Raw genomic sequence first — 24,429 nt, 5'->3', positions numbered from 1 at the left:
GGGTCGCACTCACGTTTCCCTGAGGCAGGGCCGCTCGTTGGGCACCCCGTGAGGCATGCACAAGGGCGCGCGCGGCGCGCAGGGGTCGCACTGGCCGCCGTACTGACATGGGCAGGACTGCTGGCCGGAGCCACCGGCTGTACTTCCGACGGATCGGGCGGGGGCGGCATCGACGAGCTCTTCGGCAAGGCACCGGCGCCCGAGGATGTGATCCGGATCTCGCCCGACGACACCGCCAAGGGCGTCAAACCCGACCAGCGGCTGCTGGTCAAGGTGCCCAGCGGGCGCCTGGAGTCGGTGCAGGTCGTCAAGGAGCAGGACGCCCAGGACACCCCCGTCCCGGGCCGTATCTCCGACGACGGACTGCGCTGGGAACCCGAGGACCCGAAACTCGCCCTGGCCGCCCGCTACACCGTCGACGCGGTCGCCCTCGACGGCGACGGCCGCCGCTCCGCCCGGCACACCACGTTCACGACGTACGTCCCCGGCGAACGGTTCATCGGCTACGTCACCCCCGAGAACCGCGCCACCGTCGGCACCGGAATGATCGTCTCCCTCGGCTTCAACCGGGAGATCGAGAACCGGGCCGCCGTCGAGCGCGCGATCCACGTCACCGCGAAGCCGGCCGTCGAGGTCCGCCCCCACTGGTTCGGCAACGCCCGCCTCGACTTCCGCCCCGAGTCCTACTGGAAACCCGGCACCCAGGTCACCGTCTCCCTCCGCCTCCGTGACGTCGAGGGCGCACCCGGCGTCTACGGCCTCCAGTACAAGACGTTCTCCTTCACCGTCGGACGCAGCCAGGTCTCCCTGGTCGACGCGGCCAAACACACCATGGAGGTACGGCGCGACGGCGACCTCCTGGCCACCGTGCCGATCACCGCCGGCGCCCCCGGAAGGACGACGTACAACGGGAAAATGGTGGTCATGGAGATGCTGGAGGTGACCCGCATGAACAGCCGCACGGTCGGCTTCGGCGGCGAGTACGACATCCCCGACGTCCCGCACGCCATGAAGCTCACCGACTCCGGCACCTTCCTGCACGGCAACTACTGGGCGCCGGACGCCCCCGGGCACGTCAACGTCAGCCACGGGTGCGTGGGGCTGCGGGACGTGAAGGGCGGCGGCTCGGACACCCCGGCCGGGTGGTTCTTCGACCGCAGCATCGTCGGGGACGTCGTCGAGGTCGTGCACAGCAACGACAAACAGGTCGCTCCGGACAATGGCCTCGGCGGGTGGAACATGGGTTGGAAGGAGTGGAAGGCGGGCAGCTCGCTCAAGTGACCGGAGAAGGGGTGGGCTCCCCGTGTCAGGCGACAGTTGAAGTTGCGACCGAACGGTGACAATCACCTGACACGAAGCTCAAATCCTGGCGGTTAATATGCGCGGACGCGCACGTCAGATGCGCAAAGGGGTGCGGGCCGGACCGGGCCCGGCGAGGGGAGAAAGTCTTGAACGTGCGACCGATATCGGGGGCGTCGGTTGACGCGCGCGGCCGGAGAAGCAAGGGCCTGCTGGCGCTGATCCTCGGCGTGCTGCTGCTCGCCGTCACCGCGTGCGGAGGCGGTGGCGGCGGCTCCAACTCCGGTTCCGGGTCCGGCTCCGGCGATGCCAAGGGCAAGGGCTCGGACACGGCCCAGACCAAGCAGTCGCAGGCGGTCGTCACCATCGCCCCCAAGGACGGCTCGAAGTCCGTCGACACGAGCGGCGCCCTCAAGATCAGCGCCGCGAAGGGCAAGTTGACCGAGGTCACCGTGAAGGACGCCGGTGGCGCCGAGGTCGACGGCGCGATCACCGGCGGTGGCGCGACCTGGACTCCCGCGACGCATCTCGCCGCCTCCACCAAGTACACCGTGCACGCGGTCGCCAAGGACTCCGCGGGCCGCGTCGCCGCAGAGGACTCCAGCTTCACCACGCTGACCCCCGCGAACACCTTCGTCGGCTACTTCACCCCCGAGGACGGCTCCACGGTCGGCGTCGGCATGCCGTTCTCCATCCGCTTCACCCGGGGCATCACACACCCCGAGGACGTGAAGAAGGCCATCAGCATCACGACCTCGCCGGCCGTCGACGTCGAGGGTCACTGGTTCGGCAACGACCGCCTCGACTTCCGCCCCGAGAACTACTGGAAGTCCGGCACCAAGGTCACGATCAAGCTCAACCTCGACGGCGTCGAAGGCCGTTCGGGCGTCTACGGCAAGCAGACCAAGACGGTCAGGTTCACCATCGGCCGCAACCAGGTCTCCATCGTCGACGCCAAGAAGCACACGATGAAGGTCACCCAGGACGGCAAGACCATCAAGACCATCCCGGTCACCACCGGCAAGCCCGGCTACGACACCTGGAACGGCCAGATGGTCATGAGCGAGAAGCTCACCGTGACCCGGATGAACGGTGACACGGTCGGCTACGGCGGCGAGTACGACATCAAGGACGTCCCGCATGCCACCCGCCTGACCGACTCCGGCACCTTCGTCCACGGCAACTACTGGGGCGGCGACGCCTTCGGCAACTACAACGCCAGCCACGGCTGCATAGGCCTGCGGGACGTCAAGGGCGGTTACAGCAAGACCGTTCCGGCCGCGTGGTTCTTCAACCACTCGATCCTCGGTGACGTCGTGGTCGTCAAGAACTCCAACGACGCGACCGTGGCACCCGACAACGGGCTCAACGGCTGGAACATGTCGTGGGCCAAGTGGACCGCGTGACAGTTTCCTAGCGACGTACTGCGGGCCCGGTGCTGTGACCGACAGCACCGGGCCCGTTGTCGTTAGCGGCGGTTAACCTGCGTGCATGACCGTGAATCTCGAAGTCGCCGAGGGCGTCGGCACCATCCGCCTCGACCGCCCGCCGATGAACGCGCTGGACACCGCCACCCAGGACCGCCTCAAGGAGCTCGCCGAGGAGGCCACGCGCCGCGAGGACGTGCGGGCCGTGGTGATCTACGGCGGGGAGAAGGTGTTCGCGGCGGGCGCGGACATCAAGGAGATGCAGCGCATGGACCACGCGGCGATGGTCGTGCGCTCGCGCGCGCTCCAGGACTCGTTCACCGCGGTGGCCCGGATCCCCAAGCCGGTGGTCGCGGCCGTCACCGGCTACGCGCTGGGCGGGGGCTGCGAGTTGGCGTTGTGCGCGGACTTCCGGATCGCGGCGGACAACGCCAAGCTGGGGCAGCCGGAGATCCTGCTCGGTCTGATTCCGGGCGCGGGCGGCACCCAGCGGCTGGCCCGGCTGATCGGCCCCTCGAAGGCGAAGGACCTCATCTTCACCGGCCGTATGGTCAAGGCCGACGAGGCGCTCCAACTGGGCCTGGTGGACCGGCTGGTGCCGGCCGCCGAGGTGTACACCGAGGCGCACGCGTGGGCGGCGCGGCTCGCGCAGGGACCGGCGATCGCGCTCCGTGCGGCGAAGGAAGCGATCGACACCGGTCTGGAGACGGACATCGAGACCGGGCTCGCGGTCGAACGGACCTGGTTCGCGGGGCTGTTCGCGACCGAGGACCGTGAGATCGGGATGCGCAGTTTCGTCGAAGAGGGTCCCGGCAAGGCGAAGTTCCGCTGAACCGGACGGTCAAATACCGCTCAGCCACTTGCAATTGACGCGATGTCTCATACAGGTACCTCGACAGGATGGTTTATGGGAACCTTAAGGTGACCTTAAGCCTGCCTTGTCGAGGGAGTCTGTCGATTGCCGCCAACAGAGCCTTCACCGCAGGTCGGAGGGGTCGCGGCCGAGACCGAAATGCCCTTGGCATATGTCAATCGGATGTCGCGGAACGGGTGCTTCCGGGGGGCGTATTCCTCCGGAACCGCCCCGGAGGCCGTCCGTGGCGGCCATGATGGACGCATGGCGGGGCTGGAAGGTATCGGACAGCCGCGGGGACAAGGCCGTGCGACCGCGGCGCGCTGGTCGCCTGCGGTCGAGGACGAGCGGGCACTCAAAGCGATCGAGTTGTTCGGCGATCCGACGGAGGCAGAGGTTCCGCTCCCGTCCCGCCCCGAGTCCGCCGCCGCGGCCCGCCGGCTCACCCAGATCGTCGTCCTGCGGCACTGGGGCCTCAGCCCGAAAATGACCGAGGACGCCGTCCTGCTGGTTTCGGAACTGGTCGGAAACGCCGTACGGCACACGGGCGCCCGGGTGTTCGGACTGCGGATGAAGCGCCGCCGCGGCTGGATCCGCGTCGAGGTCCGCGATCCCTCCAGAGGCCTGCCCTGTCTGATGCCGGTCCAGGAAATGGACTTGAGCGGTCGCGGTCTCTTCCTCGTCGACAAACTCTCCGACCGCTGGGGCGTCGATCTGCTCCCGCGGGGCAAGACGACGTGGTTCGAGATGCGGGTCGCCGACCGCTGAAACGGTCGTAGCGCCGAAGCGAAAACCGTCGTAGGACTCCTGTTCGGAGTGCGACCCGTGAGGGTCCCTCGATCGGGTTAATGCCCCGCTTTCTTGCTCAACGCCCCTTAAATGGACCGGGTGACCACGACCGACCGCCGTACGGCGTTGCGTGCGGGTGCCGGGCTCGTCGCCGGGGGCGCACTCGCCGCCGGATGTGCCACGACCGGCCCCGCCGCAGCCCCCGCCGCGCCCGCCCGCGCCCCCGCCGCCAAGGCGACCCCGCTCACCGCTCCCGCCCCGCGCGCCTTCCCCCGGCAGCCCGCGCAGATCACCCACGGACCGCGCGACCGCCCCCGGATCGCGCTCACCTTCCACGGCCAGGGCGACCCCAAGATCGCCACCGCCCTTCTCACCGAGGCGGAGAAACACGGCGCCCGCGTCACCGTCCTCGCCGTCGGCACCTGGCTCGACACCCACCCCGAGATGGCCCGCCGCATCCTCGACGGCGGCCACGACCTCGGCAACCACACCCAGCGGCACATCGCCGTCAACACCCTGTCCGAGGCCGACGCGCTGGCCGAGATCACCGGCTGCGCCGAGCGCCTCAAGCGGCTCACCGGCTCGATCGGCACCTGGTTCAGGCCCTCGCGCGCCCCGGCCGCGTCCCCCCTCGTCCAGCGCCTGGCCCACCGCGTGGGCTACCCGCACGTGCTCTCCTACGACGTCGACTCGCTCGACTTCACCGAGCCCGGCGCCCCCGCCGTCACCCGCAAGGTGCTCGCCGAGGTCCGCGACGGCTCCGTCGTGAGCATGCACTTCGGGTACGCCGGCACGGTCGCCGCGCTCCCCGCCGTACTGCAAGAACTCGACCGCCGCGGACTGCGCGCGGTGACGACCACGGAGCTGCTGAGCTGATGCGATCCACCCTCCTCACCCGCGCCCTGGTCTCCGGCGCCGCCCTCGCCGCACTGGCCGCCCTCGCCGGCTGCGGTTCGCAGGACCACGCCGACGAGGCCCTCGGCACCAAGGCCGCGCTCCAGCCGCAGCAGCAGAAGAAGCAACAGCCGCAGGTGGCAAAGGGGTTGCCCGGAATGCCGCCGGTGCTCGACCCGGCCGACGTGTACGCGGCCGACCGGCCCAATCAACTCTCCTCGGTGGTACGGGACTTCCCGTCCCGGGTCTACGTCCCCAACACCGGCTCCAACACGGTCTCGGTGATCGACCCGAAGACGTACAAGGTCGTCGAGACCATCCCGGTCGGGGTCCAGCCCCAACACGTCGTCCCCTCATGGGACTTGAAGACCCTGTGGGTCAACAACGACCGCGGCAACACCCTGACGCCCATCGACCCGCGAACGGGCAGGGCGGGCAAGCCGGTTGACGTGCACGACCCGTACAACCTGTACTTCACGCCGAACGGCAAGTACGCGATCGTGATGGCCTCCCTCGACCGGCAGTTGGTCTTCCGGGACGCGCACACCATGAAGACGGTGAAGGCGGTTCCGGTCAGCTGCTACGGCGTCAACCACGCCGACTTCTCCACGGACGGCCGCTACTTCATCGTCTCCTGCGAGTTCAGCGGCGAACTGCTCAAGGTCGACACCGAGAAGATGAAGGTGATCGGGCAGCAGAAGTTGCCGTTCCACGGCTCGATGCCGCAGGACGTCAAGATCTCGCCCGACGGCAAGCGATTCTACATCGCCGACATGATGGCGGGCGGCATGTGGGTGCTGAACGGCGACACCTTCGCCAAGCCGGACTTCCTGCCCACCGGAAAGGGCTGCCACGGCCTCTACATCAGCCGGGACTCGCGCGAGATGTACATCTCCAACCGGGGCGAGGGCTCCATCTCCATCTTCGACTTCACGAAGAACAGGCTGACCAAGAAGTGGCATTTGCCGCACGGCGGCAGCCCCGACATGGGCGGTGTCTCGGCCGACGGAAAGGTCCTGTGGCTGTCCGGCCGCTACAACTCCGAGGTGTACGCCATCGACACCCGCACCGGCACCCAGCTCGCCCGCATCAAGGTCGGCGGTGGCCCGCACGGCCTCGCCGTCTACCCGCAGCCCGGCCGCTACTCGCTCGGCCACACCGGCATCTTCCGCTGAAGTGCTGAAGTGCTGAAGTGCTGAAGTCGGATTGAAATGCGGTCAGTTGGACACGCCCCGTACGGGTGATGATCCACGGTCCGCCGTCGCAGAACCGGAATCGTGCCCCGCATGATCACCCTGCATCTGCGGCGACGGACCGCTGCCGCCGTCCTGTCCCTCGCGGCCGTGTTCGCCACGACCGCCGCCACCGCCCCCGTCCACACCACCCGCACGCCGGTCCGGGCCGCCGCGCCCGCCTGTCCCGTGGTCGCCGACCCGGCGACGGCCGCCGTCGACGACCGCGTGGACATCTCCCGCATCACCCCCGACCCGGTCTGGCGCACCACGTGCGGCACCCTCTACCGCAGCGACAGCCGCGGCCCGGCGGTCGTCTTCGAGCAGGGCTTCGCTCCCAAGGACGTCATCAACGGGCAGTACGACATCGAGAAGTACGTCCTGGTCAACCAGCCCTCGCCGTACGTCTCGACGACCTACGACCACGACCTGTACAAGACCTGGTACAAGTCGGGCTACAACTACTACATCGACGCCCCCGGCGGTGTGGACGTCAACAAGACCATCGGCGACACCCACAAGTGGGCCGACCAGGTCGAGGTCGCCTTCCCCGGCGGCATCAAGCGGCAGTACATCATCGGTGTCTGCCCGGTCGACAAGAAGACCAAGGTCGAGATCATGAGCGACTGCGAGAGCAACCCGTACTACCAGCCCTGGCACTGACGCTCAGGGCGCGCCGAGCAGCAGCGCCTCCGCACCCACCGGACGGTAGCCCGCCGCGAGGAACGCCCGCATCGAGCGGGCGTTCCCCGGCGCCACCTGCGCCCACAGCGGCTCGGCCGACAGCTGCCGCGCGGCGGCCACCAGCGCGCGCCCCAGCCCCCGGTGCCGTACGCCCTCCTCGATCTCGACCGAGACCTCCAGGCGGCCCGCGATCCCGCGGCCCGTCACCAGCACCCCGCCCTCGGTCGTCCACGCGCGCACGTCGTCGCGCCGGCCGCGGGCGTACACGATCCTCGGATGGTCGCCGTCCGTGATCTCCTTCAGCGGGAGCGGCGGTTCGCCCGGCAGCGGGGCGCCCACGAGCATCGCGTCGACGGTCTCCGCCGTACGGCCCGTCCGGTCGAGCAGGGCCGCCAGGAACCGCGGGTTCATCGGCGCCGCGAGCGCGTCGCAGGGAACGGCGGCCAGGGTGTCGTACACCCACTGCGGGTCCTCGTCGACGAAGACCACCGCGTGGGCCGTGAAGGCGAGCACCCCCGCGTCCCGCTCGGACGCCTGCGGCACGACGGTCGTACGGCCGTCCGGCGGCGGGAGGACACCCCGCGCCGCCGCGTCGAGAATGTCCCGGAGAGTCTCCATCGCCGTGCTCCTCGCACTCCTTGAGTCTCCACCCACTGGAAGGCCCACACTCACGACATGATCGACGACGGCACCGCACTGCTCACCATCGGGGAGCTGGCCAGGGCCACCGGACTGACCGTGCGCACCATCCGCTACTGGTCGGACGAGGGCGTCCTCACCCCGGTGACCCGCTCCGCCGGCGGCTATCGGCTCTACGACGCCGAGTGCGCCGCCCGTCTCGAACTGATCCGCACCCTGCGGGAGTTGGGCCTCGGCCTGGACGACGTACGCAAGGTGCTGGCCGGGGAGACGACGGTCGCGGAGGTGGCCGCCGCCCATGTGGTGGCGCTGGACGCGCAGATCCGTGCGCTCCGGGTGACCCGCGCGGTGCTGTCGACCGTGGCGCGACGCGGTTCGACCGCAGAGGAGATGACGCTCATGAACAAGCTGGCGCGGCTGTCGGCAGCCGAACGCAGGCGGATCATGGAGGAGTTCGTGGACGAGCTGTTCCACGGCCTCGACACCGTGGATCCGTCCATCGAGGAGCGGATGCGCACCATCGCGGTGGACCTGCCGGACGATCCGACCCCCGAACAGGTCGACGCCTGGGTGGAGTTGGCGGAGATGGTGCAGGACCCGGAGTTCCGGGGGGAGATGCGGAAGGTCATGGAGTTCAACTCGGCGGACCAGGGCCGCAGCGCCGCACCCGGGCGGGCCACCTGGTTCCCCATGCGCCTGGTGCAGCTGGGCGGGGAGGCCCGGCAGCGGGGGATCGCCCCCGAGTCTCCGGAGGCGGCGGAGATCGTACGGGAGGTGCTGGGGGACGGCGGCGATCCGGCCGTCGTGCTGGAGCGGATGGAGTCGGCGGCCAACGACCGGCTGGCCCGGTACCGGGAGCTGCTGTCCACGGTGAAGGGCTCCGGGCCCGCCGGAGCGCACCGCGAGGAGTTCGCGTGGGTGGTCGCCGCACTGCGTGCGCGGGCGGCCGGTTAATCTGGCCTCCGTCAACAGGCAGTAAAGCGTTACGAAGGGGCGGATCCGGTGGCGGACATCGAGGAAGCACGCAAGCATTTCCAGCGGATCGACACGGACGGTGACGGCTTCATCACCGCGGCCGAGTTCAAGACCGCCCTGGCACAGGGAGGCGACTGGAACGTGACCGAGTCGGTCGCCGAGGCCATCATCAAGACGCGGGACCTCAACGGGGACAAGGTCCTGTCGTTCGACGAGTTCTGGGCCCACCTGAACAAGTGACCCGGGAGTGACCCGAGCGAAAGGGGCGCCCGTCCTTCGGTGGACGGGCGCCCCTCTCGTTCACCGCCGGTGCCTGATCCGTACGCTCCAGCGGCCCTCGTGCCGCTCCAGGACCAGCGGCAGGTCGAAGCACTTGCCGACCTGGTCGCTGGTGAGGACCTCGGCCGCCGGACCCTGCGCGAGGGGGCGGCCGTCGCGCAGCAGCAGGGCGTGGGTGGTGCCGGCCGGGAGTTCCTCCAGGTGGTGGGTGACCAGGACGGTGGCCAGCCGCGGATGCTCCCGGCGCAGCCCGTCCAGAGCGTCGAGCAGCCGCTCCCGGCCCGGCAGATCGAGGCCGGTGGCCGGTTCGTCCAGCAGCAGGAGCCGGGGCTCGGGCTCCCCCAGTTCTCGGCTGCGCTCGAACCGGGAGGTACCCCCATGCGCCCGGTCGATCAGGGTCCGGCCGCGCTGCCCCTGGGAGAGCGTCGGCCAGCGGGCGTCCCGCAGCTCCGCCAGCCCCAGCGTCCCGATGAGCCGCTCCGCCCGCGCCTCCTGCTCCGGTGTCGGCCGCCAACGCGGCAGCAGGGCCACGGAGTTGGTCAGCCCGGTCAGCACCACCTCGCGGACCCGCAGCGGTTCGGCGAGCGGATGCCGGGGGTCGACGTGCCCCACGTACGACCGCAACTCCCGTACGTCGACCCGGCCCAGCCGGCGGCCGAGCACCTCCACCGTCCCGCCGGTCGGATGGACGACCGCCCCGAGCAGGCTCAACAGGGTTGACTTTCCCGCCCTGTTGGCGCCCAGCAGCGCCCAGTGCTCGCCGGCCCGGACGGTGAGGGACACCTCCGCGAGGATGGGCCGCCCGTCGCGGACGACCCGTACGTCCTCGGCACGCAGTACTTCGGTCCGCGCGTCGGTCGGTACGCCGGTCACCGCAGCCCCCGGTTCACCGCCGAGAGGACGGCCGGTACGGAGGCCGCCGGGCCCTGTGCCGCGCCCCACACCGTGACCCCGTCCACCCGGCACTCGGCATAGGCGGCCGTGCCGTCCTCGACGAGCTCCAGGACGTCGACGGTGTGCCCGCTGCGCGCGAGCGCGTCGACCACGGCGGCCGGGTCCGGGTACGCGCCCGGTTCCAGGGGGCCTTCCACCACGTACGTCTCCCGGAACAGCTCGTACAGCTTCTTCGGCGCCGCCTCCCGCCCGCTCGCGTCCGTCGCCTCCTGGACGACCCGGGAGAAGTCGGGCCGCAGGCGCGGCGGCAGGTCGAGGCCGTGGTGCACGCGCAGCAGATACGCCGTTCCGCCCTTGCCCGACTGCGAGTTGACGCGGATCACCGCCTCGTAGGAACGGCCCACGTCGGCCGGGTCGATCGGCAGATAGGGGACGGACCAGGGAGCCGCCGCCTCGGACACCCCCGACTCGGCCGCCCTGCGGGCGTGTTCCTCGAAGCCCTTGCTGATCGCGTCCTGGTGCGTGCCCGAGAACGCCGTGTGGACCAGATCGCCGGCGTACGGGTGCCGGGGGTGCACCGGCAGCCGGTTGCAGTGCTCGACGGTCTCCCGGACCGCGTCGATGTCCCCGAAGTCGACCATGGGGTCCACTCCTTGGGCGAACAGGTTGAGGGCGAGGGTCACCAGGTCGACGTTCCCGGTGCGCTCCCCGTTGCCGAACAGACAGCCCTCCACGCGCTGCGCACCGGCCAGGACGGCGAGTTCGGCGCAGGCCACGCCCGTACCGCGGTCGTTGTGCGGGTGGACCGAGAGGATCACCGACTCCCGCCGGGACAGGTTCCGGTGGGCGTACTCGATCTGGTCGGCGTAGACGTTCGGCGTCGCGATCTCGACCGTGGCCGGGAGGTTGTGCGTGACCGGGCGGTCGGGGCTCGCGTCCCACAACTCCGTGAGCCCGTCGCACAGTTCGAGGACGAAGTCGGGCTCGGTGAGGTTGAAGGTCTCCGGGGAGAACTGGAAACGGACCCCGGGCGCGTCCCCGGCCCGGCGCGCCATGTGCTCGGCCGCCGCGCGCACGGTCCCCCACAACTCGCCCCGGTCGCGGCCGAGGACCACCTCCCGCCACACCGGGGAGGTCGCGATGTACAGGTGCACCACCGCACGCGGCAGCCCCTCGATCGCGTCGAAGGTCCGGTCGATCAACTCCCGCCTGGCCGGGGTGAACACGACGGGAGTGACGTCGTCCGGCACGGCCCCGCCGGCCGCCAGATGCCGTACGAAGTCGAAGTCGGTGCGGCTCGCGGAGGGATAGCCGACCTCGATCTCCTTGAACCCGGTCGCCACCAGCAGGTCGAACAGCCGGCGCTTGCGGGACGTGTCCATCGGCTCGGCGAGGGCCTGGTTGCCGTCGCGCAGATCGACGGGGACCCAGAGAGGCGCGCGCTCGATCCGGGCGGAGGGCCAACTCCGGTCCCCGACAGGGACGTTCACGCGGTCATGGAAGGGGCGGTAGCGGTCGTACGGCATCGGGCTCGGGCGCTGGGGGTTCCAGCGGAAGGATGGGGCGATGGTCATCGTCGGCTGACTGCTCTCGGCTCGGTCGGACGGTGACCGGCAGCACGGCGACCCGCGGCGGGGTGCCGGTCGCGTCAGGCCCCGCCGCGGCAGCCGAGAAGAAGGAGACCGCGAAGCGTCATGCCGGTACGCTATCCACACCTCAGGTCCTCAGACAAGTGAGAATCTCCTCAACCGGGTTGGTGAACCGCCGTGCCGCTGGGCCCCGTCCGCCCCAGTCCCCTCGTCGAACAGGCCGCCGCCCGGCTGCGCGCGCAGATCGCCGCCGGTGAGTGGCCGGTCGGCACCAGACTCCCCGGCGAGACCACCCTCGCCACGGAGTTGGGCGTGGGCCGCTCCACGGTCCGCGAGGCCCTGCGGGCGCTCGCCGGGGCGGGGCTGGTCCGGCCCCGGCAGGGCGCCGGCGTGTTCGTGATCGCCACCGAACCCGCCGAGGACTGGCCGACCCGGCTGCGGCGGGCCGCGGTGACCGACGTCTACGAGGTGCGGATGGGCGTCGAGGTCCAGGCGGCCCGGCTCGCGGCCCGCCGCCGTACGCCCGAGGACGTGACGGCGATCGAGCGCGCGCTGGAGGGACGGCGGGCCGCCGCCGGGGCCGACGACACGGCGTTCGTCGACGCGGACATCGCGTTCCACGCGGCCGTGGTCGCCGCCGCGCACAACCCCGTACTCGCCGATCTCTTCGGCCAGTTCAGGCCGGTGCTGCGCGAGGGGCTGGTGGAACTGCTGGCCCTCACCGGGCTGCGCGAGCGCGATCCGAACACCGGGGACGGGGCGCACGAGGCCCTGGTCAGGGCGGTCGCGGAGGGGGACGCGGAGACGGCGGCGGAGGTGCTGCGGGCGGAGCTGGAGGATCCGTTCGGGGAGTAGGCGCATTCCCTGGTGGGCCCGCTCGGCCGACTGTTAGCGTGCGCCGATGGAAGATCTTGGAAGCGTGGCCTGGCCGCCCGAGCCGATCCGGACCGAGAGGCTGCTGCTCCGTGAGTCCGAGGCGCGGGACCGGGCGGTGTTCGTCGAACTGCTCGCCTCGTCCGAGGTGCACACCTATCTCGGCGGTGCCCGGCCGCGGGCCGAGCTGGAGCAAGAGGTGCCCGCGATCCCCGCCCGGTGGCCGGGGGGTCTGGTCGTCGAGCTCGACGGGGCGATGATCGGGCACATCCTGCTCAGGAGGACGACCGCGACGGGGCACAGCCGGCCGGCCGCCGTGGGGAAGGCCGATCTGGGCTATATGTTCCTGCCGCGGGCGTGGGGGTTCGGGTACGCGGCCGAGGCGTGCGCGGCGGCACTCGACTGGCTCGCCGGCGTGCTTCCGGGCGAGCCGGTGGTGCTCACCACCCAGACCGCCAACGCCCGTTCGATGCGGCTCGCGGCGAGGCTGGGATTCGTGGAGGTGGAGCGGTTCGAGGCCTGGGGTGCCGAGCAGTGGCTCGGCATGCGGCCCCCGGCCGCCCCGCCCCTTCACTCGGACGGCGGCGGTCCGGAATAGCGGGCGGGCGGCCGGGGTTCTCGCGACCGGAAGCATGCGCGTGCATGGATTCCGGATCGGCGAAGGGTCTGTCATGAAGATCGGCATCATCGGCGCGGGACACATCGGCGGCAACCTCGCCCGGCGGCTCACCGCACTCGGGCACGACGTCTCCGTCGCCAACTCGCGCGGCCCGCGGACGCTCACCGCGCTGGCCGAGGAGACGGGCGCGACGCCCGTACCGGTGGAGGAGGTGGCGCGCGGGGCCGAGGTCGTCGTGATCGCCGTCCCGCTGAAGGCCGTACCGAACCTGCCGAAGGGGCTGTTCGACGACGCGGCGGAGAACTTCGCCGTCATCGACACCGGCAACTACTACATCGGCCGGGACGGCCGGATCGCCGCCATCCTCGACGACGGCCTCACCGGGAGCCGCTGGACGTCGGAGCGGATCGGCCACACCGTCGTCAAGGCCTTCAACGGCACCTACGCCCAGGACATCCTGGACCGGCACCGCCCCGCCGGCGCCCCCGACCGCCTCGCGCTCCCGGTCGCCGGCGACGACGAGGCCGCGAAGCGCGTGGTCAGGGCCCTCATCGACGAGCTCGGCTTCGACACGGTCGACGCGGGCAGCCTGGACGAGTCCTGGCGCCAGGAGCCGGGGACGCCGGTCTACGGCCTGAGGGAAGGCGTGGACGGAGTCACGAAGGCTCTGGCGGAGGCTTCGCCGGAGCGGACGGGGGACCTCGGGGGCTGACAACTCCCCTTGTCCTCTACGGTTGTTGCCGGACCGCGGCTCGGAGCCCGAGGGAGGCCCTGGTGGAGGTCGATGCCCTGCCCCGTGTCGACGAGCACGCGACGGTGGTCGCGGCGGGCGTCGACGAGGTCTGGCGCGCCCTGACCGAGACGCTGGACCGAACCTGCTCCCGCCCGGGGGCGGCCCGTTACGCGCGGTTGGTGGGGTGCGTCGACCGGGCGGTCGCAGGGCCGCGACCACTGGCCGAGGGCTCGGCGTTCCCCGGCTTCCGGGTGGTCGGCGCGGTTCCGGGCGAGGAGCTGGTGCTGCGTGGCTCCCATCGGTTCTCGGTCTACGCGTTCGTCTTCCGGCTCGACGAACTCGCCCCGGGGCGAACCCGGTTGCGGGCCGAGACCCGGGCGGTGTTCCCGGGCCCGGCCGGCGCCGTCTACCGCCTTCTCGTCATCGGCAGCGGCGGCCACGCGGCCGGTGTGCGCCGCCTGCTGGCCGGGATCCGCCGCCGGGCCGAGTGAGTCGGCCTCAGGCGCTCGTGGCCCACGACCGGAGTGCCGCGTTGCTCGCGAAGTCGGCCACGTTCTTGTCGTGCGGGTCGGACGTGTACTGGTGGAACACCCAGTCGGCCTCGATGCGGGGCTTGCCCGCCGTCGTGTAGTCGGCGATCCACAGGCCGTCGCCCGCGTAGGAGGTCTTGTCGACGGTCAGCCAGAACGTGCGGTTGCAGTAGAGGACCACCCGGTTGTCCGGCCGCAGTGCCTTCACCTTGCGGATGAAGCTGTCCTTCTCCGCGTTGGAGGCGTGGGTGCCGTCGCCGGTGGTCTCCCAGTCGACGGCGAGCAGGTCGCCCGCCTTTTCGGGGGCCTTGCTCACGAAGTACTCCGCCTGGGCCGTGATGTCGCCGGGCCAGAGGAAGTGGTAGAAGCCGACGACCAGTCCCGCGTCACGGCCCGTCTTCGTCTGGGCGGTGAGTCTCGGGTTGACGTACGAGCGGCCCTCCGTCGCCTTGATGAAGACGAAGGAGGAGCCGGTCGTGCTGTACGCCGTGGACTGGTACGCGCTTACGTCGATGCCATGCAACATAGGGGGACTTGTGCCCCCTCCCCGGCATCCGGAACCTCAGCTTCTGGTGGTCACCGAACCGAGTACCGCCGCCGATTTCGCCGACCAGTCAGAGGTGATCACACTTGCGTGATCGGCGGCCAGGAGTGCCAGTTTGGCGGCTGCTTCCGCGTCCGTGGGGGCGGTCGAGGAGATCGCCGGGGCCACCGCGTACGCGTCCGTCATGATCAGGATGTAGTGGTTCGCGGAGTAGAACGACGTGTCGTAGCCGTTGTTGACGTATGTCGCCGCGTCACCGTCGAAGAAGACGAACCAGGGGCGGATCGAGGTGTCAGAGGTCCAACGGGTCGACCGCGGATCGCCGTTCGCCGCGCCGAGTACGGCCGGGAAGGCCTGCGCCTGGGAGATCGTGCCGGCCGCGTACAGGTCGCGCAGATGGTCGCCGTACTCCTGGTCGGTCCAGTAGTGGTCGAAGGGGTTGGCCTGCTCGACCGTGCCCGGGATCAGTTCGAAGATGAACTTGCCCTTGAGGTCGTCACGGGAGGGCCACGCGTTCGCCCTGGCGGCCGCGTCGAGCGTGGAGTACGAGGAGCCGAGCAGGTCGGACGGCTTGTAGACGCTGCTGCCGAGCTTCTGCGAGACCAGGGTGTCGAACGCCGTCGGGCCGAGACCGATCGTCTGGTTGAAGCCCACCTTCATCTCCACCTTGACGATGATCGGCGCGTGGTCCGGGTGCAGGGTGTTCCAGGCGGCCATGTTGTCCAGGCAGCTGCCGAGATCCTGGTTGCGGTCCTTGCTGTACAGGTCGGCGGGGGTGCTCGCGTACTCGCAGTTGTTGTCGTTGGCGAACAGGTCGCTGTGGCTGACCCGCCACCGCTTGCTCAGGCTGTCGACGTAGACGTCCAGTTCGAGCAGCGAGGCCCCCGGAGTCCAGCGCCTGCGCCCAGTACGTGTACTTGTCCTTCTCGTACGCGTTGTGCGTGCCGATCGTCGTCGTCTCCGAGAACTTCGGCGCCGCCGCGTGGGCGTTGCCGACCGCCCCCGTCAGCAGCAGGGCCGTCCCGGCGAGCAGCGCCGCCAGCCGTCTTGTCGCCTTCATGAGTCTCAAGTCCCCTTTGCCGTGGCCTGGTTGGAGCCTTGGTGGCGGCAGCAGCGTAGGGCGAAGCGGTTACTCCCGGGTAGCCCCTGGAGGAACATCGGCTTCCGCACCGTCCGGCACCGCTGCGGCCGTGATTCGGTCGGCCAGGTCGGAGACTTCGGTGAGGAGTTGGGCGGGTGTCCGGCCGAGGTCCAGGGCGTGGGCCGTGACGGTGATGCCGACGCGGCGGACGGCGTGCTCCGACGGGCCGTTCCCACCCTGCCCGTCCCCGCTCGTCGCGGCGTAGACGAGGTGCCCGTGCGGGAGTCCCAACGCCACGCAGTAGCCGAGGAGTTGGTAGAGGTGTTCGGTGGGCGGCGCGGGGGAGTGCCGGGCCGCGTACTTCGCGTCGACTACGGAGACGGTACGGCCCGCCCGGTACAGGACGAGGTCGGGGCGCAGCCGGACCTGTCCCGCCCGGTCGAGGCGGTGGTGCTGTTCCTGGGCGGCGCAGCGGACTCCGCGCCGGGCCAGGGCGGTGGTGAGCGCCGTGGTGAGGAACCGTTCGAAGACGGCCGGCATGTCGAGGACGAATCCGTCGGCGGTGGTGGGGAGTTGGCCGTCGTCCGCGTCGAGTGAGCGGTCGGCCAGCAGGAGTTCCGCGAGCCGGAGAGCCGGTGTGTAGCGGGAGTTGAGGCGGTTGGGGGTCCAGCGGGGGAGGGGCGCGCCGGGCGGCAGCGGGTGGACGCCGTCGAGGTGGTGGGCGAGATGGCGCAGCGCGAGGCCGGTGCGCGGGGGGAGTCCGGGCAGCCGGGCGGCGCGGTGCAGGGCCGCCAGCAGGATGCGGTTCTCGGCGATGTCCGGGGTGTGGTCGTCGTAGCGGACGGCGACCGGGAGGGGGAGGCCGACGCGGCGCAGTTGGTCCGCCGTGCGGATCCGGCCGCGGATCAGGGGCAGTTCCTCCTCGACCGTGCGGTAGCCGTGCAGGACGCCGGAGTCCAGGGTGCGGCGGGTGACGCGGGCGAGGAGGTCGGCGAGGGCGGGCAGCAGATCGTCCGCCTCGGCGGCCTCGACGGTCTCGTTCAGCCAGGGGTCGGTGGGGGAGTGGCCGAGCAGGAACAGCAGGTTGCGGACCGGGAGTTTGGGGCGCAGCCGGAGCTGGACCGTGGCGCCTGAGGGGGTGCGCAGCCGCACCAGGCCCGTCTTCTGGTTGCCGGCCAGCCGCCACCGCCCGCCGGCGGCCGGGCTCAGCCGCACCAGACCGGGCACACCGAGCAGCGCGGCGAGCTGGTCCCCGGTCAGCTCGCGCACGATGCCGGGGCCGGTCTCGTCGACGGTGAGCCTCAGGGGCTCGGCGCTCACCGCTCCTCCAGCAGCGCGGCGAGGCCGTACTCCTCCTCGACGTCGACGCCGGTGCCGTAGAGCTGGTCCTCCAGGAGGGGCAGGATCTGGGTGCGCCAGATGAGGCCGAGGCCTTCCGGGCGGGCCGCGGACGGCTTCATCAGGTACGACGGTCCGATGGCCCGGTCGGCGTCGCCCAGGCGGGAGTTGAGCGCGTCCAGCAGCCGGGCCGCCGTGTCGGGCAGGCCGCGGGCGTGCAGCCAGCGCTCCAACAGGCCGCGCACCGGCGGCAGTTCGGGGGAGAGCCGGCGGAACGCGAAGCGGCGGCGCATCGCCGCGTCCACGAGCGCGATCGAGCGGTCGGCGGTGTTCATGGTGCCGATGACGAGGAGATTGCCCGGGAGATGGAACGGGTCGAGCGGGCTGTACTGCGTGGTCACCGGCTCCTCGCGGTACTCCAGCAGGAAGTACAGCTCGCCGAAGACCTTCGCGAGGTTGGCCCGGTTGATCTCGTCGACGACCAGGACGTACGGGTTCGACGGGTCCTGGCGGGCCCGCTCGGCGAGCAGCTTCAGGGGGCCCGGCTGGAGGTCGAACACCACCGAGCCGTTCTCGCCCTTGCCGGGACGGAACCCCTCGAAGAAGTCCTCGTAGGTGTAGGAGGGGTGGAACTGTACGAGCTCCACCCGGTCGGGGCCGGCCAGATGGCGGGCCAGCGCGCGGGCGAGGTAGGTCTTCCCGGTGCCGGGCGGGCCGTGGAAGACCAACTGCCGCTGCTCCTGGAGCAGTTCGGCCGTCTCCCGCAGCCAGTCCAGCGGCATCAGCAGCTGTGCCGCCAACTCCTCGGTGACGGAGGGTAGTTCGAGCGGCTTCGTGACATCGGCCTCGATCAGCTTCTCCGCCACCGCGTTCTCCAGGCCCGCCTGCTCGGCGAGTTCGGCGGCGACGCTGCTGATGTCGTAGACCGCCGGCGGCCGGGTCAACTGCGCCTGCACGGCTTCGGGCAGCCGTGCCCGCTCCAGGGGCCGCCCGGTCGTGGCCCAACGCACCGTACGGCGGCGGGCGTTGTCGGGTCCGTCGGAGAGGTCGTACGTCGGCGGGCCCTGGAGGGTGCCGACGTGGACGTCGTGCGGGGTGACGGTGACGATCACGTCGCCGGGTTTCATCACGGAGAGGAACGCGTGGAGTTGGTAGGTGGCCTGGCCGCGCAGTTGGGCGCTGGCGTCCGGCATCGCCTCCGCGACCGCCCGTTGGACCTGCGTCTTGGTGGCGTCGGCGGGGATCTCCGGGACGTCCCGCCAGGCCAGTGAGCAGTAGCCCCGGTCGAGCCAGGCCGGTACGAGGTTGGCGCCGTCCACGTTGTAGCCGCGCACCAGCCAGCCGCGTTGCGCGTGCTCGGCCGCGCGCCGGCGCCAACTCCCCTGCCAGGGCTCGGCGTAGAAGTCGACCGGCGCACCCGACCGTGCCTCCAGGACCCGGCAGAGGGCGAACAGATCCTTGTCCTGGTCGCCGGTCGGCTCGGGCAGGTCGGCGGCGAAGGCCTGGAGGATCTCCTGCTTGTGATGGACGCTGGCGATGGGCTGGAACACGTCCGGGAAGAGCAGGTACAGCAGGATGTGGATCTGCGCGCGCCCCTTCTTGTGCCCCTCCGCCTCCTGGATCGCGAGGCACTCGGCGCGGAACCGCCAGGGGTCGGCGAGTATCGACTCCCTTTCCGGGCGCGGCAGTCCGGCGAGGCGTTCCACCAGCAGGACCAGGATCTGGAACTGCGCCCAGCGGTAGTTCAGGAAGCCCTGTCCGCCGTTGATGAACCCGCCGAGCCCGCTCTCCAGCTCCGCCGGGACCGACACCGGCCGGCCGGCCCAGGACAGCACCTCGCCGATGATCTCCCGCTTCTTGGGCAGCCCTATCTGCTCGGGCACCAGCGGCGCCATGTTCACGTACAGCAGCTCGGCCGCCAGGGCGATCGTGCCGTCCGGCGCGCCGTCGAGCTGGCGGCGCAACTTCACCAGGAACGTGTCCGACGACTCGTCCGGCTGGTCCACGAAACGGGCGCGCAGATCGGCGGCCGTCGGCTCGGTCCACGCCTCCCACTCGGGCGCGAACGCGGACTTGCCGCTCAGCAGCCCGTCCCGGAACACGTGCTGCACCGCCGCCACGACCTCGGCGCCCTCGGGTCCTGCTGCCACGACGTCCACCCCCTGTGCTTGAACTGCCCACAGTAGAAGGGGGTTCGGTGGGGTGGACCGACGGCTGGAGAGAATGTGGTTATCGTGATAGGCGTATTGCATTTCGCTTGACGAGAATCATATCCTCGAAGGATGGATCGTCCTGGCCTGGAGTTCGCGCTTCGCTTCGACTTCCGCAACCCCGAGTCGGCCGGCACGTCCATGGCGGACCGGTACGCGGCGGCCCTGGACATGGCCGAGTGGGCCGACGGGCTCGGCTGCACCCGGATCACCGTGTCCGAGCACCACGGTTCGCCGGACGGCTATCTGCCCAGCCCGGTCCAGATGCTCGCGGCGATGGCCGCCCGCACGGAGCAAGTCCGGTTCCTGGTCGCCGCGTTGATCGCGCCGTTCCACGATCCGCTGCGCCTCGCCGAGGAGTTGGCGGTCCTCGACAACATCAGCCGGGGGCGCGTCGATCTGATCGTCGCGGGCGGCTATGTGCGCGAGGAGTTCGCGATGTTCGGCGTGCCGATGAACGAGCGCGCCAGGCGGGTCACCGAGGTGGTGACCACCCTCAAGTCGGCGTTCACCGGGGAGCCGTTCACCTACCGGGGCCGCACGGTGCGCGTCACGCCCGCGCCGTACCGGCCGGGCGGCCCCGCCGTGCTGCTCGGCGGCAGCAGTGAACCGGCGGCGCGGCGGGCGGCCCGTATCGCCGACGGGTTCGTGCCCTCGGTGCCCGAGGTGTGGGACCACTACCGGGACGAGGTGGGCAAGTTGGGCCGCCCCGACCCCGGCCCCAGCCCGATCGGGCCGAACCGGGTCGTCGCCCTCGCCGAGGACCCCGACGCGGGCTGGCAGCGGATGGCGCCGTACTTCCTGCACGAGACCAACGCCTACGGGGTCTGGCAGGCCCAGGACGACGTGGCGGCACCCTTCCGTACGGCCGAGGGGCTGGCGGAGCTGCGGCGCGGCGAGCAGTACCGGGTGCTGACGCCCGAGGCGTTCGTACGTGAACTCAAGGCCGCGCCAAGGCCGTTCACCCAGTTCCATCCGCTGTGCGGGGGCATGCCGATGGAGCTGGCGTGGTCGAGTCTGCGGTTGTTCGAGCGGGAGGTGCTGCCTGCCTTCGGCTAAAAGGCCTGGGGCGCGGTGTGTTCGGTGAGGACCTCGGTGAGCTGGCGGGTCGTCTGCCGGGCGACGCGGGGTTCGGTGGCCGCGTAACTCGTGTAGGCGTTCAGGCCGGTGGTCAGGGCCCAGCCCATGCCGCGGGTCCAGGTGGCGTCGTCCAGGCCGAGGACGGAGCGGAGGACCGGGCGGGTGGTGGCCGACAGCAGGGTGTAGGCGATGACCAGGTCGCAGGCCGGATCGCCCATGCCCACGCCGCCGAAGTCGATGACGGCGGAGAGCCGGCCGTCGACGGTGAGCAGGTTGCCCGTGTGGAAGTCCCCGTGGCACCACACCGGTTCGCGGCCCCACGCGGGCGCGCTCAGCGCGTTGTCCCAGACCTCGGTCATCGCGGCGGCGTCGAACACCCCGGCCACCGCGTCGATCGCCGCACGGGTCGCCTCGTCGCGGTCGGCCAGCGGGGCGCGGGCCAGCTCGGGGTGGACACCGGGGACGAGCTCCCCGGCGGGCGGGATCTCGTGCAACGCCCGCAAGAATGCGCCGAGTTGACGGGCGGTCTGGTCCGGATCCGCGAGGTCGTCGACGCTCGCCGTGGTCCCGTCCAGCCAGCGGGTGACGGACCAGTGCCACTCGTAGCCGCAGCCCGGTGTGCCGAGCCCCAGCGGTTCCGGGACGGGCAGCGGCAGGCGCGGGGCCAGCTGCCGGAGCCAGGTGTGCTGCTTGGCGGCCTCTCCGTCCGCCCAGTCGCTGCGGGGCAGCCGTACGGACATCGCCTCGCCGAGGCGGTGGATGACGTGATCCGCGCCGCCCTGCTCCACCAGGGTCAGGGGCAGGCCGGCCCACTGCGGGAACTGCGTGGCGAGCAGCCGGCCGACGAGTGCGGAATCGATGGTCATCTTTCCCCCGAGTGCCAAGTGCCGGTTGATCGCCTCACGTTACCGATCGACTCGACGGAGGCAACCGGGAGCCATGACGGATCCCGTCGCGGGTACCCGGAGCACGGGAAACGTACAGAGGGAGTGGGAACCATGCTGCACGCAGCGGATGTCCGGGAGTGGCGCGAGCGCGATGTCGTGGACGCGGAGTCCCACAAGATCGGTGTGCTGGAGGCCGTGTACGTGAACACCGCCACCGACGAGCCGGCCATGGCCACGGTCCGCACCGGACTGCCCACGCGGCACCGGCTCACCTTCGTCCCGCTGGACGAGGCGATCCTCGGGCCGGACTACGTCAAGGTCGACTACCCCAAGGCCCTGGTGAAACAGGCCCCTTCGATCGGCACCGACGACGTCCTGCCCGCCGACCAGGAGGAAGCGATCTTCAAGCACTACGGCCTGCCCTACAGCCCCGGCGCGGGTGGGGAACGCCAACTGGCGCGCCGCTGACGCCATCTGGCGCCGGGAGGTTTCAACCCGGCTTTCCGGGCCACCCGTTGAGCATGTCCACACGCTACGGCGGAAGCCCCGCGGGGACGGTCGTCTCCGTCCTCGCGGACATCGCGGCACTCATCCTGATCCTGTGGATCGGTCTCTACCTGTTCGACGCCAACACCGCGAACAGCACGGTCGACCGGGTCCACCACGCGGCCGACTGGCTCTCCGGCTGGTCGCACAACCTGTTCACCATCCACTCGGCCGACTGGCGCACGGTGGTCAACTACGGCCTGCCCGCGCTGGTCTACCTCTTCATCGGCCACGCGGTGGCCGCCGGCGTCACCCGGGATTAGACCCCCGCGTGCTCGGGCGGGCCCAGGGCGAGTTCCCCGTCCTCGACGAACACCGGCGGGGCGTCTACGCGCCGCCGCCGCGCCTGCCGATCAGGTCCCGGTACAGGGCCGCCTGCTCCTCGTGGGTCTGCGCCTTGGCCAGCTCCGTCTTCCAGGCCTGCTCCAGGTCCTTGAGCTTCTTCACCCAGTCGCCGAACTCCTTGAGATCGACGAGGCGTTGGTTCTTGTCGAGGGGAGCGTTCGCACCGATCTTGTCGTCCTTGTGCCCGCCGAACTGGCTCACCGGGTTGTTGTTCTTCTCGCTGCTCGTGATGCCGTGCTTGTAGCCGTCGGGGGTCCGGCCGCTCGGTCCGGCGGTCTCGATACCGACCTGGAACGCCCCGTCGCGCTCGTGCGTCGGCGGCTTGTACCCCATGAACATGTGCCCGTACGACTCGTTCGGGAGGATGGTGTCGCCGTGGTAGTCGGTGTTGCCCATGCCGCCGATGGCCATCGGAAGGCCGTAGAGGTGGCTGTGGGGATCGCCCCAGTTCCGCAGGGTGGCGCCGATCTCGCCCTTCTCCACGAAGTCGCCGCGCGTGCCGTCCGCGCTGTTGTCTCCGATCGTCATGTGGTGCGTGCCGAACGCGCGCCGGTACACCGGCTCCTCCGGAGTCGACTGCGGCTCCCAGGGCCTGCGGTTCTCCTTGGTGATGTGCAGCCACTGGGGCAGCTCGTAGCCGTGCTGGCCGTCGGCGAGCTGCGGGATGCGGATGTTGACGCGTCCGCCGTAGGCCAGGGCGTGGGCGACGTCGTCCTCGAAGTCCTCGTGGATGCCCGCCTCCGGGTTGAAGACCTTCAGCCCCTCCTTCAGGATCAGGAAGATCTTGGTCAGCACCTCGGTACCGCGCTGGACCCGCTCCCGGTGCTTGCCCGCGTCCGGGACGGTGTCGCTGATGCCGGGCGGGAGCATGGTGCTGACGAAGGTCTGGAAGATCTGCTCGTTCCGCTCCCCCGTGAGCCGGTCCTTCTCCTCCTGCGGGGTGCCCTCGGCGTGCATGGCCATGTGGCGGCCGAGCTGGTAGTCCGAGCGGGTGGGCTTGTCCGGCGGCTTCCCCTCGCCGCGCTCCTCGACGCTCTGCTGCCAGCGCAGGGTGGCCACGAGCAGCCGCTTGCCCTCCGGCTGCTGGAGCCAGCTGCGGAAGTCACCCGCCTTGATGTAGGCCAGCGCCTCGGCATGGGTGCACATCCCCACCGTCTTCAGCCACTTGGGGTCCTCGGCCTCCGCCGCCCTGATCGCATCGAGCTCGGCCTCCGAGAAACTCGGGCCACTGCGCACCCGCCTGTGGATGACGTTCCGTACGTCCTTGTTCCGGAGCTCCTGATTCCCCCCGACGAGCAGCCGCGCGAGCCGGGCGATGGCCGGGGGAGAGGCGGAGGGCGGCGGCGAGGGGGCGGGTGAGGGAGCGGTCGCCGTCGCGGGCCCCGGCCGGTCCGCCCGCTGCACGGCGACCTCGCCGTCCACGCTGCGCTGCACCGCCCCGCCCGCTACGGCGGCTCCGGGCAGGGCGAGGTCGGGGGCGGCGCCGCGGGCCAGCTTCCGGCCGTTGGCGCCGGCGCTCCGCTCGAACGGGTCGTCCGGGTGGGAGACCTTCTCGCCCGTGCCGTTGAGCGTGCCGGGCACGGGCCCCAGAGCCTGCTGCCTGACATGGTCGACCTCCTCGTACATCACCTCGTCGTCGACCCGGCCGCCGCCGAGCACGATGTGGGAACCGGTGGTGTAGGCGAGCGCGCCCAGCTCCTCGGCCGAACGCCGGGCGACCGGCCCGCTGTGCACACGTACATGCCCGAAGCCCATGCCGTAGGCCTGCTCGGCACGCTGGAGGATACGGGGTTCCAGGGGGCGGCCGGGCGATCCGACGGCATCCGGAACGGACGATCGCCGCTGCACCGACCCGCCCGCCCCGGTCCCCGTACGCTCCGCCTCTACGGCGCGCTCCTCGTCCCGCGCCCGCTGGATCGCGAGGGTCAACGCGGCGTTTCCGGCGGCCCGTTGGAGCGCGGCGAGGGGAGGCAGCGCGGCGGCCGGCCGGGACGCGGGGCGTCCGCCGGCCCGGTCGGCGCCGGAGTGGTTCTCTCCCTGGATGCGCATGCGCGATTGCCCTTCGCTCGACGGGTGCCCTTCCCTCTTA

Annotated in this window: 24 protein-coding genes and 1 pseudogene; 16 read left to right on the top strand and 9 right to left on the bottom strand. The window is 70.9% G+C overall.

Annotation, left to right across the window (positions count from 1 at the left end):
- The first annotated feature begins 48 nt into the window (after positions 1-48).
- From ACQHII_RS15750 to ACQHII_RS15720, 7 genes are all read left to right on the top strand, one after another.
- Positions 49-1,281 carry a L,D-transpeptidase gene (locus tag ACQHII_RS15750; RefSeq protein ID WP_427919900.1) on the top strand — a complete coding sequence of 411 codons (1,233 nt, stop codon included), beginning with the start codon at positions 49-51 and terminating at the stop codon, positions 1,279-1,281.
- A 167-nt stretch (positions 1,282-1,448) separates the two neighbouring features.
- Positions 1,449-2,705, top strand: a complete 1,257-nt coding sequence (locus tag ACQHII_RS15745; protein ID WP_427919899.1) for a L,D-transpeptidase — start codon at positions 1,449-1,451, stop codon at positions 2,703-2,705.
- Between the two features lie 85 nt (positions 2,706-2,790).
- The gene (locus tag ACQHII_RS15740; protein WP_317887425.1) at positions 2,791-3,558 is read left to right on the top strand and encodes an enoyl-CoA hydratase/isomerase family protein; all 768 of its coding nucleotides are present in this window, start codon (positions 2,791-2,793) and stop codon (positions 3,556-3,558) included.
- 285 nt (positions 3,559-3,843) lie between these two features.
- Positions 3,844-4,347, top strand: a complete 504-nt coding sequence (locus tag ACQHII_RS15735; RefSeq protein WP_019074483.1) for an ATP-binding protein — start codon at positions 3,844-3,846, stop codon at positions 4,345-4,347.
- 111 nt (positions 4,348-4,458) lie between these two features.
- Positions 4,459-5,244 (top strand): polysaccharide deacetylase family protein, encoded by a 786-nt coding sequence (locus ACQHII_RS15730; RefSeq protein WP_427919898.1) that lies wholly within the window; start codon positions 4,459-4,461, stop codon positions 5,242-5,244.
- Positions 5,244-6,437, top strand: a complete 1,194-nt coding sequence (locus ACQHII_RS15725; RefSeq protein WP_427919897.1) for a hypothetical protein — start codon at positions 5,244-5,246, stop codon at positions 6,435-6,437. The genes ACQHII_RS15730 and ACQHII_RS15725 overlap by 1 nt, the downstream gene beginning before the upstream one ends.
- A gap of 111 nt (positions 6,438-6,548) precedes the next feature.
- Positions 6,549-7,157, top strand: a complete 609-nt coding sequence (locus ACQHII_RS15720; RefSeq protein ID WP_427919896.1) for an ADP-ribosyltransferase — start codon at positions 6,549-6,551, stop codon at positions 7,155-7,157.
- A gap of 3 nt (positions 7,158-7,160) precedes the next feature.
- Here the strand turns inward: ACQHII_RS15720 and ACQHII_RS15715 are convergent, their stop codons facing one another.
- Positions 7,161-7,796, bottom strand: a complete 636-nt coding sequence (locus ACQHII_RS15715) for a GNAT family N-acetyltransferase (protein ID WP_427919895.1) — start codon at positions 7,794-7,796, stop codon at positions 7,161-7,163.
- 57 nt (positions 7,797-7,853) lie between these two features.
- On the opposite strand from ACQHII_RS15715, the gene ACQHII_RS15710 reads away from it, so the two are divergent.
- A complete protein-coding gene (locus tag ACQHII_RS15710; protein WP_427919894.1) occupies positions 7,854-8,771 on the top strand; it encodes a MerR family transcriptional regulator in 918 nt (305 codons plus the stop codon).
- A gap of 48 nt (positions 8,772-8,819) precedes the next feature.
- Complete coding sequence (locus ACQHII_RS15705; RefSeq protein ID WP_200715263.1) at positions 8,820-9,032, top strand: EF-hand domain-containing protein; 213 nt, start codon at positions 8,820-8,822, stop codon at positions 9,030-9,032.
- Positions 9,033-9,092: 60 nt separating this feature from the next.
- Here ACQHII_RS15705 and ACQHII_RS15700 read toward each other — a convergent pair whose 3' ends face one another.
- Positions 9,093-9,944 (bottom strand): ABC transporter ATP-binding protein, encoded by an 852-nt coding sequence (locus ACQHII_RS15700; protein ID WP_427919893.1) that lies wholly within the window; start codon positions 9,942-9,944, stop codon positions 9,093-9,095.
- Positions 9,941-11,539, bottom strand: coding sequence for a 2-isopropylmalate synthase (locus ACQHII_RS15695; protein ID WP_427919892.1), 1,599 nt, complete (start codon positions 11,537-11,539; stop codon positions 9,941-9,943). The genes ACQHII_RS15700 and ACQHII_RS15695 overlap by 4 nt, the downstream gene beginning before the upstream one ends.
- Positions 11,540-11,731: 192 nt before the next feature.
- On the opposite strand from ACQHII_RS15695, the gene ACQHII_RS15690 reads away from it, so the two are divergent.
- From ACQHII_RS15690 to ACQHII_RS15675, 4 genes are all read left to right on the top strand, one after another.
- Positions 11,732-12,409, top strand: coding sequence for a FadR/GntR family transcriptional regulator (locus ACQHII_RS15690; RefSeq protein WP_427919891.1), 678 nt, complete (start codon positions 11,732-11,734; stop codon positions 12,407-12,409).
- Between the two features lie 46 nt (positions 12,410-12,455).
- The gene (locus tag ACQHII_RS15685) at positions 12,456-13,025 is read left to right on the top strand and encodes a GNAT family N-acetyltransferase (protein WP_427919890.1); all 570 of its coding nucleotides are present in this window, start codon (positions 12,456-12,458) and stop codon (positions 13,023-13,025) included.
- 34 nt (positions 13,026-13,059) lie between these two features.
- Positions 13,060-13,758: an NADPH-dependent F420 reductase gene (locus tag ACQHII_RS15680; protein ID WP_427919889.1), complete on the top strand. Its 699-nt coding sequence runs from the start codon at positions 13,060-13,062 to the stop codon at positions 13,756-13,758.
- A 62-nt stretch (positions 13,759-13,820) separates the two neighbouring features.
- Complete coding sequence (locus ACQHII_RS15675; RefSeq protein ID WP_427919888.1) at positions 13,821-14,270, top strand: hypothetical protein; 450 nt, start codon at positions 13,821-13,823, stop codon at positions 14,268-14,270.
- A gap of 7 nt (positions 14,271-14,277) precedes the next feature.
- On the opposite strand, the gene ACQHII_RS15670 is transcribed toward ACQHII_RS15675, so the two are convergent.
- The 4 genes and pseudogenes from ACQHII_RS15670 to ACQHII_RS15655 all read right to left on the bottom strand — a co-directional run bounded on the left by ACQHII_RS15670 (position 14,278) and on the right by ACQHII_RS15655 (position 19,422).
- The gene (locus tag ACQHII_RS15670) at positions 14,278-14,835 is read right to left on the bottom strand and encodes a GH25 family lysozyme (RefSeq protein WP_427919887.1); all 558 of its coding nucleotides are present in this window, start codon (positions 14,833-14,835) and stop codon (positions 14,278-14,280) included.
- Between the two features lie 36 nt (positions 14,836-14,871).
- Positions 14,872-15,913: pseudogene (locus ACQHII_RS15665) on the bottom strand (phosphatidylinositol-specific phospholipase C domain-containing protein).
- A gap of 69 nt (positions 15,914-15,982) precedes the next feature.
- A complete protein-coding gene (locus ACQHII_RS15660) occupies positions 15,983-17,254 on the bottom strand; it encodes an McrC family protein (protein WP_427919886.1) in 1,272 nt (423 codons plus the stop codon).
- Positions 17,251-19,422: an McrB family protein gene (locus ACQHII_RS15655; RefSeq protein WP_427919885.1), complete on the bottom strand. Its 2,172-nt coding sequence runs from the start codon at positions 19,420-19,422 to the stop codon at positions 17,251-17,253. The genes ACQHII_RS15660 and ACQHII_RS15655 overlap by 4 nt, the downstream gene beginning before the upstream one ends.
- A 132-nt stretch (positions 19,423-19,554) precedes the next feature.
- Between ACQHII_RS15655 and ACQHII_RS15650 the strand changes: the two genes are divergently transcribed.
- Positions 19,555-20,541 carry an LLM class flavin-dependent oxidoreductase gene (locus ACQHII_RS15650; protein ID WP_427919884.1) on the top strand — a complete coding sequence of 329 codons (987 nt, stop codon included), beginning with the start codon at positions 19,555-19,557 and terminating at the stop codon, positions 20,539-20,541.
- Here ACQHII_RS15650 and ACQHII_RS15645 read toward each other — a convergent pair.
- On the bottom strand, positions 20,538-21,428 hold the full coding sequence (locus ACQHII_RS15645) for an aminoglycoside phosphotransferase family protein (RefSeq protein WP_427919883.1): 891 nt from the start codon (positions 21,426-21,428) through the stop codon (positions 20,538-20,540). The two genes, ACQHII_RS15650 and ACQHII_RS15645, sit on opposite strands and share 4 nt — an antisense overlap.
- 132 nt (positions 21,429-21,560) lie before the next feature.
- Between ACQHII_RS15645 and ACQHII_RS15640 the strand changes: the two genes are divergently transcribed.
- Together ACQHII_RS15640 and ACQHII_RS15635 are read left to right on the top strand one after the other, a co-directional pair.
- On the top strand, positions 21,561-21,917 hold the full coding sequence (locus ACQHII_RS15640; RefSeq protein WP_427919882.1) for a PRC-barrel domain-containing protein: 357 nt from the start codon (positions 21,561-21,563) through the stop codon (positions 21,915-21,917).
- Positions 21,918-21,970: 53 nt separating this feature from the next.
- Positions 21,971-22,258: a hypothetical protein gene (locus tag ACQHII_RS15635; RefSeq protein WP_427919881.1), complete on the top strand. Its 288-nt coding sequence runs from the start codon at positions 21,971-21,973 to the stop codon at positions 22,256-22,258.
- A gap of 64 nt (positions 22,259-22,322) precedes the next feature.
- On the opposite strand, the gene ACQHII_RS15630 is transcribed toward ACQHII_RS15635, so the two are convergent.
- On the bottom strand, positions 22,323-24,389 hold the full coding sequence (locus tag ACQHII_RS15630; RefSeq protein WP_427919880.1) for an eCIS core domain-containing protein: 2,067 nt from the start codon (positions 24,387-24,389) through the stop codon (positions 22,323-22,325).
- Positions 24,390-24,429 lie beyond the last annotated feature (40 nt).

This window comes from Streptomyces sp. cg40 (assembly GCF_050320165.1).
In the GTDB taxonomy this organism is placed as follows: Bacteria; Actinomycetota; Actinomycetes; order Streptomycetales; family Streptomycetaceae; genus Streptomyces; species Streptomyces hokutonensis.
Note: the sequence above shows the minus strand (reverse complement) of the source record. Positions and strands in the feature narration are given on the sequence as shown.